Annotated in this window: 14 protein-coding genes; 5 read left to right on the forward strand and 9 right to left on the reverse strand. The window is 69.1% G+C overall.

Features of this window, described 5'->3' with window-relative positions:
* Position 1 precedes the first annotated feature (1 nt).
* Genes HUJ28_09695 through HUJ28_09710 form a run of 4 tightly spaced genes read right to left on the reverse strand, consistent with a single transcriptional unit; the run spans position 2 to position 4,684 of the window.
* Positions 2–1,198, reverse strand: coding sequence for a TraB/GumN family protein (locus HUJ28_09695; protein ID MBD3619734.1), 1,197 nt, complete (start codon positions 1,196–1,198; stop codon positions 2–4).
* 19 nt (positions 1,199–1,217) lie between these two features.
* On the reverse strand, positions 1,218–2,765 hold the full coding sequence (locus HUJ28_09700; protein MBD3619735.1) for an alpha/beta hydrolase: 1,548 nt from the start codon (positions 2,763–2,765) through the stop codon (positions 1,218–1,220).
* Between the two features lie 14 nt (positions 2,766–2,779).
* Positions 2,780–3,346, reverse strand: coding sequence for a DUF2058 family protein (locus HUJ28_09705; protein ID MBD3619736.1), 567 nt, complete (start codon positions 3,344–3,346; stop codon positions 2,780–2,782).
* 57 nt (positions 3,347–3,403) lie between these two features.
* Positions 3,404–4,684 carry a TlpA family protein disulfide reductase gene (locus HUJ28_09710; GenBank protein ID MBD3619737.1) on the reverse strand — a complete coding sequence of 427 codons (1,281 nt, stop codon included), beginning with the start codon at positions 4,682–4,684 and terminating at the stop codon, positions 3,404–3,406.
* Positions 4,685–5,046: 362 nt separating this feature from the next.
* On the opposite strand from HUJ28_09710, the gene HUJ28_09715 reads away from it, so the two are divergent.
* Entirely contained in the window at positions 5,047–5,241 is a 195-nt protein-coding gene (locus HUJ28_09715) for a hypothetical protein (GenBank protein ID MBD3619738.1), read from the forward strand.
* Between the two features lie 51 nt (positions 5,242–5,292).
* On the opposite strand, the gene HUJ28_09720 is transcribed toward HUJ28_09715, so the two are convergent.
* The 3 genes from HUJ28_09720 to HUJ28_09730 all read right to left on the reverse strand — a co-directional run bounded on the left by HUJ28_09720 (position 5,293) and on the right by HUJ28_09730 (position 8,897).
* The gene (locus HUJ28_09720) at positions 5,293–6,390 is read right to left on the reverse strand and encodes a hypothetical protein (GenBank protein ID MBD3619739.1); all 1,098 of its coding nucleotides are present in this window, start codon (positions 6,388–6,390) and stop codon (positions 5,293–5,295) included.
* Positions 6,390–7,823: a HAMP domain-containing protein gene (locus HUJ28_09725; GenBank protein ID MBD3619740.1), complete on the reverse strand. Its 1,434-nt coding sequence runs from the start codon at positions 7,821–7,823 to the stop codon at positions 6,390–6,392. Before HUJ28_09725 ends, HUJ28_09720 begins: the two co-directional genes overlap by 1 nt.
* A 165-nt stretch (positions 7,824–7,988) precedes the next feature.
* A complete protein-coding gene (locus HUJ28_09730) occupies positions 7,989–8,897 on the reverse strand; it encodes a LysR family transcriptional regulator (GenBank protein MBD3619741.1) in 909 nt (302 codons plus the stop codon).
* A 109-nt stretch (positions 8,898–9,006) separates the two neighbouring features.
* Between HUJ28_09730 and HUJ28_09735 the strand changes: the two genes are divergently transcribed.
* From HUJ28_09735 to HUJ28_09750, 4 genes are all read left to right on the forward strand, one after another.
* Positions 9,007–9,390, forward strand: a complete 384-nt coding sequence (locus tag HUJ28_09735; protein MBD3619742.1) for a DoxX family protein — start codon at positions 9,007–9,009, stop codon at positions 9,388–9,390.
* A gap of 68 nt (positions 9,391–9,458) precedes the next feature.
* Complete coding sequence (locus HUJ28_09740; GenBank protein MBD3619743.1) at positions 9,459–10,067, forward strand: NAD(P)H-dependent oxidoreductase; 609 nt, start codon at positions 9,459–9,461, stop codon at positions 10,065–10,067.
* A complete protein-coding gene (locus tag HUJ28_09745; protein ID MBD3619744.1) occupies positions 10,064–11,038 on the forward strand; it encodes a glutathione S-transferase family protein in 975 nt (324 codons plus the stop codon). Before HUJ28_09740 ends, HUJ28_09745 begins: the two co-directional genes overlap by 4 nt.
* A 12-nt stretch (positions 11,039–11,050) precedes the next feature.
* Positions 11,051–11,776, forward strand: coding sequence for a pirin family protein (locus tag HUJ28_09750; protein MBD3619745.1), 726 nt, complete (start codon positions 11,051–11,053; stop codon positions 11,774–11,776).
* 60 nt (positions 11,777–11,836) lie between these two features.
* Here the strand turns inward: HUJ28_09750 and msrB are convergent, their stop codons facing one another.
* On the reverse strand, positions 11,837–12,241 hold the full coding sequence (gene msrB, locus HUJ28_09755) for a peptide-methionine (R)-S-oxide reductase MsrB (GenBank protein ID MBD3619746.1): 405 nt from the start codon (positions 12,239–12,241) through the stop codon (positions 11,837–11,839).
* Positions 12,242–12,283: 42 nt separating this feature from the next.
* Complete coding sequence (locus HUJ28_09760) at positions 12,284–13,183, reverse strand: inositol monophosphatase family protein (protein ID MBD3619747.1); 900 nt, start codon at positions 13,181–13,183, stop codon at positions 12,284–12,286.
* Positions 13,184–13,191 lie beyond the last annotated feature (8 nt).

Raw genomic sequence — 13,191 nt, forward strand, 5'->3', positions numbered from 1 at the left:
CTCAGCTGCCGCTCAGGCGCTCGAAGATGCGAAAGCCCGCCAGGTAGGTGCCGGCGGCCGAGCCCAGTGTGGTGAGAAAGAACACCAGCAGGATGCGCGCCACCCGGTTCTTCCACCACCCGCCCAGGCGGGTGGTGGCGTATTTGAGTTCCGCAAAGTCGGCCATGCTCGGCTTGCGCAGCCAGGTCTCCACGAAGGCGGCCACCATGCCGGCGCCGATGGCCGGGTTGAGCGAGGTGAGCGGCGCCCCCAGAGCCGCGCTCAGCACGGTGAGCGGATGGCCGCGTGCGAGCAGGGCCCCAAGCCCTGCCAGGCCGCCGTTGATCAGCACCCAGTCCCCGATCAGCTGCCAGCCGAGTTCGCGGCTCTCCCGAAAGCCGATCGCGAAACCGACCACCACCAGCAGGGCGATGGCCCAGGGGATGAGCCGTGGCCAGCGGCTGGGTGGTGGCAGCTGCTCGAGCGCCCGCCGGGTCTCAGCCGGGTTGCTGTCCCCTGCCTGCAGGTAGTTCGCGATCCCCTTCAGATGCCCGGCGCCCACGACCGCCAGTACCCGGGCCGGTCGCTCGGCGAGGATGTCCTCGCGCAGCCGGGCGGCCATGTAGCGGTCCCGCTCGTCGATCAGCGGCAGGTAGAGGGCCTCGGCCTGCTCGGCAAACTCGCTGAAGGTGGTCTCGAGGATGTCGCCCTCCTTGAGGCGCTCGATGTCGGCTTCCTCGACCTTCTCCTTCGACATCACGCTGCCGATGAGGCCGCCGATCAGGCCCAGGCGCCTCCAGAAGGGGACGTTGCGGTACACGCGCTTGAGGGTGGTGCCGATCTCGCGGTCGATCAGCCACACGGCGCGCCCCTGCGCGCGTGCCGTCTCGATGGCGGCCTTCATCTCTGCCCCGGGCTCGATGCCGAACTGGTCCGCCAGGCGCTGCTGGTAGGCGCCCAGCGCCAGCGAGGCCATGACCATGGGCACCCGGCCCTCGCGCATCACGCGGAACAGGTCCAGGCGCGAGAGGTGGTCGGGATCGAGCAGGGCCTGCTGGCGGCTGGGGCAGAGCTCCACGGCCACGGCGTCGAAGGCCTCCTGGTCCAGGAGGGTGCGGACGGCCTCGGCGCTCTCGCGGGAGACGTGGGCGGTGCCGAGGAGTACGACCTCGGTGTCGCCGACCTGCAGGCGGGTCAGGGGCTGGGTGTTGTCAGTCATGTGTCGGCTGGTTGCGGGGTCAGGGGGCGAATTGTACCGGGCTCAGGTTGCGCATGCAGTCTGCCCGTGGCGCGCGCCGGGGGTTGGCGAGAAAACGGCGCGCCAGGGTCACGGCGCAGGCGTCACTGTCCAGCACGCTGTGGCCGATGCCGGGAAAGCGCAGCAGCGTCCCGTTGGGATAGCCGCGGGCGGCGGCCTCGGCCCACTCCACCGGGGTGACGGGGTCCATCTCGCCGGCCAGCAGCAGGGTCGGAAGGCTGGATCGCACGGGCTCGTAAAAGTCCTCGGGGGCGCGGGCGGCAGGCCAGCTGGCGCAGACGTCGGCGTCGGCCGCGGCGGCGGTATAGGGGGCCGACAGCGGGTGCGCACGCACCGCGTCGAGGTAGGCCTGCCGGTCGAAGGGGTGGGCGTCGTGGCATTCCACCGACAGGTACACGGCATCCGAGAAGCTCGGGTCCAGCACGCTGCCCACGTGGCGGGCCGCCAGGGGCTCCAGGCGCTGGCTGTCACCCCGCCAGAGGGCGTCCAGGGCGGCGGGCAGCTCGCCGATGGCGTCCCATTGGTAGAGGCTGTCGAAGAGCACGTACAGCAGGCGTTCGTCGTTCACCCGCAGCTGCACGGATGCCTCCGCATAGGGATGGGGCAGGGACAGGTCGACAGGCTGGCGGGCCAGGTGGGCGAGCAGGATGGGGAAGCGCTCACGCAGGAGGGGGTGGCGCTCACGGCAGCCGGGGTCGGCCTCGCAGGCGGTGAACAGGCGCTCCATGGCCCCCTGCAGCAGGCCGGGCCAGGTCAGGGTGGCATCCATGTCCGGGGGGTAGACGGAATCGAGGATGGCGCTGCGCACCCGCCCGGGATGGCGGCGCTGGATCTCCATGGCCAGGCGCGTGCCATAGGACACCCCGTAGAGGTTCCAGCGGGCGGCATCGGCGGGCTGCCCCTCGGCCTGGTCCAGTGCCGCCATCAGGTCGCGGGCGTCGCGGGCATTGGCCGGGGTGCTGTAGGCCGCGAGGTCGTGGCCCGCCGCGCTCAGGCGGTGATGACAGCGCGTCGCGGCCGCAAGCCCGGCGGCTGCCGCCTCGGCCGGGGGCAACGGGTCGTCCAGCATGTCGACATACAGGGCATCGAGCTCCTGGCAGTCCGGCCGGGGCTCGGCCATGCCGGTGCCGCGCTGGTCGAAGACCACGAAGTCGTGCGGCCAGTCGACCTCCTCCAGCCAGTAATACCAGCCCTCGATCTGCTCGGGGCCGATCCAGGCGCCGCCGCCCGGGCCACCGGCCAGATAGAGTATGGGCGAGGGGCGATGGTCGAGGCCGGTGTGGCGGAAGACCACGACGGGCAGGCGGTGGGCCTGTTCGCCAGCCGACGATGCGGGATGGAACCAGGCGCAGTGGGTGGAACGGTCCTCGGGCACCTCGAACCAGCACGTCGTCCAGGCCAGGCGGGCGCCGTTGGCCAGCAGCACCTCGCCGGACGGGGCGTCGGGGGGGACGGCCAGCCCCCGGTAGCCCGCGTAGAGCAGGGCCGCGAGCAGGGGCAGGGCGAGCAGGGGCAGCAGGCGACGCAAGGGCGGTTCCCGGGCTACCAGAGGAGATCGTCCGGCACACCGTCCGCCTCACCGGCGTCCGGGGCGTGGCGCACCACCAGCTTGTCGGGGTCCAGGGTCGCAATCTCCTCGGCGACCGCGGCCGGGATCAGGCAGCGCTGTCCGTCGAGAAAGGTGATGGCGAGCTCACCGGCCGCCAGGGCCGCGAGCTGCTCCGGGGTGACCCGCACCTGCTTGACCTTGTCGCGGACGGTGAAGTGGTAGTTGAGCTCGGCCCCCGCGTCGTTCTGCAGGTGGTCGCGAATCAGCTGGGCGATGCGGGCGCGGTTGGCCTTGCGGCGGCGCTCGGCCTCGCGGCGGGCCTGTTCGGCGGCCTCGCGCTCGCGCCGTTCCTCGCCGGCCCGCAGGCGGTAGGCCTGGGCCAGGTCGATCTCCGCTGCACTGGTGTCGGTGCTGCGCTTGTCCGGGCGAGGTTCGCGCCGGCCGCCCTTACCGGCCTTCCTGCCGTGCCGCGGTGACGGCGGCTTCGGCCGGCTGGCCGCGCGGGCCTGTGCTTCGGTGATGAGGCCCGCCTTCAGTAGCTGTTCCTTGAGATCGCTCATGCCCTCAACCGCTCGGCTCGCAAAGGGTGGACAGCTTCCCCGGCCGGGCCGTGGGTGTCAAGGCGAGCCGGCCTCGCGCAGCAGGGCCTCGATCGGCGCCCGGCTCTCCGGCAGGCCCCAGTCCAGGGCGCCGAAGTGGCCGTAGCGCAACCGGCCTTCATGGTCCACCAGGTAGTTGGTGGGGTAGGCATAGATCTTCCAGGTGCCGACGGTCTCGCCTTGAATGTCGTGCAGCACGGGGAAGTCGACCGGGATCTTCTCCAGGAAGGCCTCCACCACCTCGCGCGGCTCGCCCACGTCGATGGAGAGCACGCGCAGGCCGCGATCTGCGTAGTCGGCCTGCAGGTGGTTGAGCGAGGGCAGTTCTTCCACGCAGGGAGGGCACCAGCTGGCCCAGAAGCTCAGCAGCAGCACCTCGCCCCGGTAATCGTTCAGGTCATGGTGCCGGCCCTCGAGGTCGGTCATCGCCAGCGGGGGTGCCGGTACCGGTTCCATCGGGCGCAGGCCCAGGGCGGTGGCGCCTGCCGCCTCGGCCGGTGCCGTATCCGGCAGGGGGGCTGCACCGGCGGGAAGGGGGCGTCCGGCCAGCAAGCGGGCCGCCCGGGCCACGAGCACCGGTAGGTGTTCGCGGAATGCCCGCTCGGCCGGCGACAGGTCGGCCTCGGCCCGGTGCTGGAAGCCGTCGGTCAGTCCGGGCAGCGGGTGGGCATAGACCTCGGCGCCCCCCTCGGCCAGTACCCGGGTCATCGCTTCCAGACGCCAGAACTTGGCCGAGAGACCCGGCTGGATCAGGTAGACGGGCAGGTTCACGGCGCGGGCGATGGCCAGGTAGTCCGGGTCCTCGCCGGCTCGCGGCCGGGTGTCGTAGAGGTAGGGGTGGAACAGGATCAGGCCATGGGGCGGGGAGTGCTTGCGTTCCTGCAGCCAGCGGGCGCCTGAGAGGGCGAGCTGTGCGCTGCGGCCTGTGGCCAGCACGACCACCGGGCGCCCGTCCTGCATGGCGGTCTCGAGCAGGGCGGCGATGTCCTCGCCTGGCATGTTCGCCAGGCTGTGGCGCCCGGGTGGCACGAAGTAGCCCGCGTGCAGGTCGGCGACCCAGGTCTCGAATCCCTCCGTGGCCAGCGCGGCGAAAAAGGTGGCGGGCGGGCGGCTGCCGTGTTCGGACGGCAGCCAGACCAGGCGCGGGCCGGTCCCGGCGGCATGGATCGTGACGGGTATCTCCGCCCCGCTGGGTACCGCCAGCCATTCCTCGGTCGCGGCGTTGGCGCTCGGGGCCTGGCTGACGAGCAGGAGCAGCAGGAGGGCAGGGGCGAGCAGGCGAATGCGGGTCATGGTCATGCGGGCCGGGACATCGTGGTGACGAGGCCCATTCTAGTGGGCAGCCGGGGTGGGCGGTATGTGCATATGCACGGTCGGAACAGGTGAAAGACAACTAAAATCAGTTGCTTGTGATTTTTATCTAAGTCTATGCTTTAACTGAATATTTTTCCCTTGCTGCGGCCCACATCGCAGAATTTTGACCTATGCTCATAGACCCTGTTCCTGCGACAGGGTTCGTGTACAGGACAGGACCGGACGTCATTCGATCCCGATGTCCGCCCAGGGGAAGGCAGGCCGCTGACAGGGCCTGATGTGCAAGGGACCGCCGTCCCTCCGGTAGCAGCCCGCGCTGCCGTGACCGGATAGAGGAGGAAGTGAACGTGATCAAGCCGATGAGGATCGAGGAAGTCCTGCCGGATCCCGAGGATCCGGTCTTCCACTGCCAGGTCTGCAGCAAGCAGATCCCCCGCTCGCTCGCACGCCAGGTGCATTTCGACGACGGATACCAGGCCCGCTGGTTCTTCTGTGGCCCCCAGTGCCTGGCCATCTGGGAACAGGGGCTGCTGGAAGACTGACACCGCAGTTGCCGTCGCCGGCCAGTCCTCGGCGGGTCATGGTGCCGGGGTTCAGGTCGGCGGGTTGGCGGGCTGCTGGCGTTGTTCGATCTCGCGCAGGTTGTCCAGCACCCGCTGGGCCCGCTCGATGTGTTCGTTCAGTTGCCGGTTGTCGGGCGAGAAGCGCCGCAACGGCTGCCAGATGCCCAGCGCCTCTTCGATGTTACCGAGCGTATACGCGCGGCGTCCCCGCTCGATCTCCGTTGTCACGTAGCGGTCGATGGCGACATCCAGTTCGCGGCGGGCCGCGACCACCTCCCGGTGGTCGGGCTGCAGGCGCCCGGCCTCGTCGAGGGCCGCCTGTGCCCGTTGCAGGTCCTGCCCGGCCATGGCCGTGCGGTAGTTTTCCAGCAGGGCGGCAACTCTGAGACTGCGCTGCCGTTCCGTGCGTTGCATCCGCGCTTCGCGGGCCCGGCTGTCCAGGCTGGCCTGGAAGCGGCGGGCCTGGACCAGGGCCTCCTCGATCTCCTTGCTGGGCGACAGGGTATGGGCCAGGCTGAGGCACTGCTCGGCCAGGTCGGGGCGCTTCTGCGCCAGGGCATCCAGCCCACGGGCATGGAGGCGGGCGGCCGTGTCCTCGAGCTCGCGCTGATGGCGGCGGTTGTCGCTGCGGGCGCGGAAGCTGTCGGGGATGGTCTGTTCGATGCGGGCCAGTATCGGCGCATCCGCCAGCAGGTAGTCGGCACGGTTGAGCAGCAGGCGGGTGTCGAGCTCCACGAGCTGGGCCTCGCGCGCGGCGAGAAAGGCCTCGCGGGCCTCGGTGATGCGCCGGCTCTGCGGATAGTTCCTCATGCCCTCGTCGTAGGCCTCCAGCGCCGGTTGCCATTCCCCCTTCTTCATGAGCGCCTGGGCATTGGCGATGACCCGGTCGGCATAGGCCTCGGCGGCCCGGCTGACGGCCGGCAGGCGCGCGCGTGCCCGCTCGTGGTCGGGGTGTGAGGCGGGCACGGCCTCGAGTATGGCCAGGGCGCGGCCGTAGTTGCCCTGTTCGATGTGGTCGTCGACGGCCTGTAGCGGGTCGCCCTGCAGGACGGCCATCTGCGCGCAGCCGGAGAGGAGCAGCAATCCGAGCAGCCCGAGCAGGGCAGGCAGACGCGACAGTGCGGACATCAGGAGTCCAGCCGCTCGGCCACCAGCTCGTCGAGCTGGCTATCCATCACGCGGCGATAGGTGGTGGCCACGTCGCGCACCCGGTAGATGGTGACGGGCTTGCTCTTGCCGCGGATCTTGATGTGCTTGAACTTGCGCGCGATCACCCGGCGCTGCACTTCGGGGTCGTTGTAGTGCTCGTCGCGAATCACGATCTCGCCGGGCTCGGCCACGGCCGACAGGCGTGAGGCGAGGTTCACCGCGTCGCCGACCACGGTGTACTGCATGCGCTCCTGCGAGCCCATGTTGCCGGCCAGCATGTCGCCGGTGTTGATGCCGATGCGGAACTTCACCGCCGGTTTGCCCTCGGCCATGCGCACGACATTGAGCCGGTCGGTGAGACGCTGGATCATCACGGCGCAGGCGATGGCGTTGAAGCGATGGTTGGGGTCGTCGTCCGGCACACCGAACACCACCATGGCACAGTCGCCGATGAACTTGTCGATGGTGCCGCGGTAGAGCTGGCTGATGCGGGTGATGTAGCCGAAGTACTCGTTCAGGAGGTCGGCCACCGCGCGGGGGCTCATGTCCTCGGACAGGCGGGTGAAGCCGACGATGTCGGCGAACAGCACAGTGGCCTGTACGTGCTTGCCGCCGAGCTGCACGTGGTTGATGTTGGAGATGATCTCGCTGGCGATGTTGTCGGACATGTAGCGCGACAGGGCGTTTTCCACCTGCGACTTTTCCAGCAGGCTCTGCGCCATGTTGTTGAAGGCCGACATGAGGGTACCGAGTTCGTCGTTGCGCCGGTCGTTGAGGCGATAGGCCAGGTTGCCCTCGCCGATCTCCCGGCTGGCATTCATCAGCTCGTAGATGGGCTGCGAGATCCTGCGGCTCATGACGAAGGCGCCGATGATGGTCAGCAGGATCAGGGCGATGGTCGCCGCGATGATCATCTGCTTGGCCTTGCGTTCGGATTCCACCATCTGGTTGCGGCTGAAGGTCACCAGTGCGTGGCCCACCGTCAGCTCGCGGAACTGGATGGGGGTGATGAAGGAGATCAGCGCCTCGCTGGTCTCGCTGTCGAGCGCATGCTGCCAGTCCAGGGCGTAGTAGCGGTCCTCGATGCGCCGTGCCTCGTTGTAGACGTCGAGGATGTCATCCTCCGGCACCACACCCAGGCGGTTGAGCACGCTGCCGTTCTCGGCATAGACCACGGCACCCAGCAGCTTGCCGCCGTGGGCGAGGTTGCTGACCATTACCTGCAGGGCGAGGTCGTCCTCTGCCAGCACCGGCTCCTTGGCCGTCTCGGCAAGCTGGGCGACCACGGTGCGGCCGAAGGCGTTGGCCTCCGAGCGCATCACCTCGGTCTGGTTGGTGACGACCACGAATCCGAGCACGCCCATGCCGGCCGTGATCAGCAGGGTGATGACGACGGCCAGCTTGTAGGCGATGGGGATGCGGCGCGGGGCGTGACCGGACAGCCAGGCGCGCAGGCCCGCGGCATCCTGCCGTGAGGAGGCGTCCGAGTTGTCGTCCGGATGTGACTGCATGCTCGCTCGTGATCGTCCAAAAATCCTTTGCAACCAGTCAATTATCGTGGGTTTTTAAAGAAAAGGCTACCTCGGCCCCCGGGGCTGCCCCCGCGCGGCATGGGTTTGCAGGATGCCGGCCAGCTGGCGGGTGGCGGGACCGACCCGCTCCGGTTCGCCGAAGACCAGGTAGAGGTCGGCGAAATAGCGTTGCCCCTCGCGCAGGCGCAGCGGCGTGAGTTCGCCGGCCTCCAGCAACGGCTTCACCTGGTGCGTGGGCAGCCAGGCAAAGCCGAGCCCGTTGCTCACGGCCTCCAGGGCGCTGTCCAGTGAGGTGACCGTCCAGCGCGGGCCGGCATTCAGCCAGCCCACGTCCTGCTTGCGCGCGATCCCCGAATCGCGCACGACCACCTGCAACTCGTCGGAGAGATCGGCCGAGGTGAGCGGGTGCGGTTGCCGCTGCAGGGGGTGGCCCGGGTGGGTGACCGCCACGAACTCCACCGCCAGCAGCGGCTCGCCCAGGCGGCCGGCCGGTACCCGGGCGGCGATGGCCAGATCGGCCTCGCCGGCGACCAGGGCCTCCTCGACGCCGGAGAGCACCTCCTCGATGAGCTGTACCCGGGTGCCCTGGCTGATCGGCAGAAAGTCGCGCAGGGCCTGCATCAGCAGGTCCGAGGGAAAGGCCGCATCCACCACCAGGCGTATCTCGGCCTCCCAGCCCTCGTCCACGTGCCGGGCCAGGGCCTCCAGCTCGCCGGCGGCGACGACCAGGGCCCGGGCACGCTCCAGCACCGCCCACCCGGCCGGGGTGAGTTCCGCCTTGCGGCCCTGAACCTGAAGCAGGTCCACGCCCAGCTGTGCCTGCAGGCGCTGCACGGCATGGCTGACGGAGGACTGGCTGCGGTGCAGGGCGCCGGCGGCCTGCGCAAAGCCGCCTTCGTCCACCACGGCGAGCAGGGCCCGCCACTGATCCAGGGTGACACGGGGGGTCTTCATATCGATATCATAGATAGATAATGCCGATATTTTGCGCTTTTTTATCGATGAGTAACAGCCATAATCGTCATCGTGGCATCCGCCACGACGACTACCTGAGGATCGAGACATGGAAAAGCTTTCGTTACTGGTCGGGCGCGTGCTGCTGGCGCACATCTTTCTGATCGCGGGGATCGGCAAGATCACCGGATATGCCGGCACCCAGGGCTACATGGAGGCCATGGGTGTACCCGGGGCCCTGCTGCCGCTGGTGATCCTCGCCGAGGTGGGCGGCGGCCTGGCGCTGATCGCCGGGTTCCTTACCCGGTATGCGGCCTGGGCGCTGGCGCTGTTCTCCGTGGTGTCGGCCGTGATCTTCCACATGGACTTCGGCGACCCGATGCAGCAGATCCTGTTCATGAAGAACCTGGCCATGGCCGGCGGGCTGATCGTCCTGGCGGCGGTCGGGGCCGGTGCCCTGAGCCTGGATGCCCGCCTCGGATCGCGCCGGTAACAGACGGGGGTGGCCGGCTGGCCGGTCACCCCATTCGCCACCCACTTCGACGACACGAGGAGACACCGATGACGACACTGTTACGCATCGATTCCAGCCTGCGCCAGGACGACTCGGATTCGCGCACCCTGGCCGACCGGTTCGTGGCGGACTGGCGGCAGCGCCACCCCGAGGGGCAGGTGCGCGTCCGTGACCTGGCCGCCGACCCGGTGCCCCATCTCGACGGGACCATGCTCGCCGCCCTGGCCACGCCGCCCGAGGCGCGCGATGGCGAGGCCGCCGGCCGCGTGGCGATGGCCGATGCGCTGATCGCCGAGTTCCTGGCGGCCGACGAGCTCGTGCTCGCCGTACCCATGTACAACTTCGGCATCCCCTCCACGCTCAAGGCCTACCTGGATCACGTGGCAAGGGCCGGCGTGACCTTCCGTTACACCGCGGCAGGACCCGTGGGGCTGGCCGGCGACAAGCGGGTGACCCTGCTGCTCACGCGCGGCGGCCGCTACACCGGCAGCCCCCTGGATCACCAGGCGCCGTACCTGCGCAGCTTCTTCGGCTTTCTCGGTATCACCGATATCCGGGAGGTCGTCGCGGAGGGCCTGAATATCGACGCCGATACCCGTACACGGGCACTGGCCGCGGCCGTCGAACGGCTGAGCGGCCGGAAGGAGGCGGCATGAGCCTGCTGGTCAACGGCGAACTGAGACCGAACTGGTTCGAGACGGAATCCGAGGACGGCGAGTTCGTGCGCGAGGACGCGCAGTTCCGCAACTGGATCACCCCGGACGGTGCGCCCGGTCCCTCGGGCGAGGGCGGCTTTGCGGCCGAGGCCGGTCGCTACCACCTGTACGTGTCCTACGCCTGCCCCTGGGCGCATCGCACCCTGATCTTCCGCGCGCTCAAGGGGCTGGAGGACCTGGTCAGCGTGGACGTGGTGCACCCCTACATGGGGGAGCCCGGCTGGAGCTTCGACACCTATCCCGGTGCCACCGGCGACACGCTGTACGGCTCGGCGTTCATGCACGAGATCTACACGCGGGCGCAGCCGGACTACACCGGTATCGTCACCGTGCCGGTGCTGTGGGACAAGCAGCGCGAGACCATCGTCAACAACGAGTCCTCCGAGATCATCCGCATGTTCAACAGCGCCTTCGACGGGATCACCGGCAATACGCAGGACTACTACCCGGCCGAGCTGCGCGCCGCGATCGACGCCATCAACGCGACCGTCTACGAGAACGTGAACAACGGCGTGTACCGTGCCGGCTTCGCCACCTCGCAGGCGGCCTACGACGAGGCCTATGCGCGGCTGTTCGACACCCTGGAGGAACTGGAGGCGCGGCTGTCCGGCCAGCGCTACCTGGTGGGCGATCGCGTGACCGAGGCCGACTGGCGGCTGCTGACCACGCTGCTGCGTTTCGATGCGGTGTACTACAGCCACTTCAAGTGCAACCGCCGGCGCTTGCTGGACTACCCGAACCTGTGGGCCTATGCGCGCGAGCTGTACCAGGTGCCGGGGGTGGCGGCGACGCTGAATCTCGATCACATCAAGCAGCACTATTTCACCAGCCACGACTGGATCAACCCGGGCGGCATCGTGCCGCGCGGACCCGAGATCGACTTTTCCGTGCCGCACGGGCGCGGCCATTGATGGAGGTGTGCCATGAACGAGGTGCGCAGGGCCAGTGACATGCACGAGGGCGATGGCGCGCGGGTGAAGCGCCTCATGCCCATCCCGGGGTTCATGAACTTCGACCCCTTCGTGCTCTTCGACAACTTCGAGCTCGCACCGGGCACGGGCTTTCCGCCGCATCCGCACCGCGGGTTCGAGGCCATCACCTATCTCTTCACGGGCGAGATCGAGCACCGCGACAACCTCGGCAACGTCTCAAGGGTGGGGCCGGGCGGTGCGCAGCGTTTCACCGCCGGGCACGGCATCGTGCATTCGGAGATGCCCTCGGTGGAGGAACCGACCCGCGGTATACAGCTGTGGATCAACCTGCCGGCACGTCTCAAGGCCAGTGCCCCCGCCTACCAGGAGGCCGGTGCCGAGACGGTGGTCGAGGAGGCGGTGGCCGGCGGCGTGCGGCGCGTGATCGTGGGCGAGGGCGGGCCGGTGGCGCTGATGACGCCCGTGCGCTACGTGCACTACCGCTTCACGGCGGACGGGGAGGTCGACGAGCCGCTGCCGGTCGGCTGGCGGGCCATCGTCTACGTGCTGGACGGCGAGATGTCCGTCAACGGCGAGCGCCTGGCCACGGCCGACGCGTACTTTGCCGAGGACGTGGAAGGCCTCGCCCTGCAGGCACAGGCCGGCACCGAGTGCATGTTCGTCGCCGGCCTGCCGCACGGCGAGCCGATCCGCCAGCGCGGGCCCTTTGTCGATTGAGGGTCGATTGAGGGTCGATTGAGGGTCGATTGAGGGTCGACTGAGGGTCCGCGCGGCGGTTCAGGCCTCGGCCGGTTCGAAGTCCAGCGCCGCGGAGTTGATGCAGTAGCGCAGTCCCGTCGGCGGCGGTCCGTCCTCGAAGACGTGGCCGAGGTGGGCGTCGCACCGCGCACAGCGGACCTCGACGCGTCGCATCCCGTGGCTGTCGTCCCGGTGCTCCGTCACGGCCTCGGCGGACACCGGCTGCCAGTAGCTCGGCCAGCCGCTGCCCGAGTCGTATTTCTCCTGCGAGGTGAACAGCGGCGCGTTGCAGCACACGCAGTGGTATACGCCATCCGCCTTGAGGTCGTGGTACCTGCCCGTGAAGGCGCGCTCCGTGCCGGCCTCGCGGGTCACGTGGTACTGCTCCGGCGTCAGCTGCTCGCGCCATTCGGCCTCGGACTTCTCGATCTTGTTCTCGCTCACGACGTGGGTCCTCCGGGTGGTTGTCTCGGGGTGTCGCCGGGTTCAGGCCTGGCGCAGCCAGCCCGACCAGGCATCGAACAGTGCCGGCGCGGGGGCCATGATCACCGAGCGGGCCTCCATGCGCGGCACGAACACGGCCTCGCCGTCCAGCGTGCTCGACAACCCGCCGGCCTCGCCGAGTATCAGCGACCCCGGCGCGATGTCCCAGAGTTTCATGCCGCCATGCAGGTACACGTGCCCGCGCCCGGCGGCGATCCAGCACCACTCCAGCGCGCAGGAGCCGAAGTTGCGCTGCGAGCCGAAGGGCGAGGCCGCCATCAGCCGCGTCTTCAGGGGCGGTGCGAGGCGCTTGAAGTCGACCAGGGCGACGGCGTGCTCGAGGTCAATGTCGGGCGCCCGGCAGCGCAGGGGCTCGCCGTTGAGAAAGGCCCCCTGGCCCAGGGCGGCGGAGAAGCATTCGTCGCGCACCGGGTCCAGGGTCACGCCCAGCACCGGTCGCCCGTCCGCCACCAGGGCCAGCGAGATGGCGAAGTAGGGGATGCCGGCGACGAAGTTGCTGGTGCCGTCCACCGGGTCGAGCACCCACAGGGGGCGCCCGGTCTCTGCCAGCAGGGCCTCCTGTTCCGCCTTCGGCATCTCCTCGCTGAGAAAACCGATCTCCGGCCAGCGGGCGGTGAGGGCCTCGTGCAGGGCGCGGTCCACGGCGAGATCGGCCTCGGTGAGCAGGCTGCCGTCGGCCTTCACGTCGTGGCCGACGCGGTTGAAGCGCGGCAGCAGCTCGGCGGCCGCGACCTCGCGCAGCAGGGACTCGATTTCATGGATCGCGGGCAATGACACGTGACGGGCTCCGGAAAAAGACTGAGCGGAATGGTCGTGAATTTCCCGCGCGGGGTCAATCCGGGGTGGCGCGGTTTTCCATTGCCCGGAGGCATCGTTTACCATGAGGACTT

The organism is Chromatiales bacterium, from assembly GCA_014762505.1.
GTDB lineage: Bacteria > Pseudomonadota > Gammaproteobacteria > SpSt-1174 > SpSt-1174 > SpSt-1174.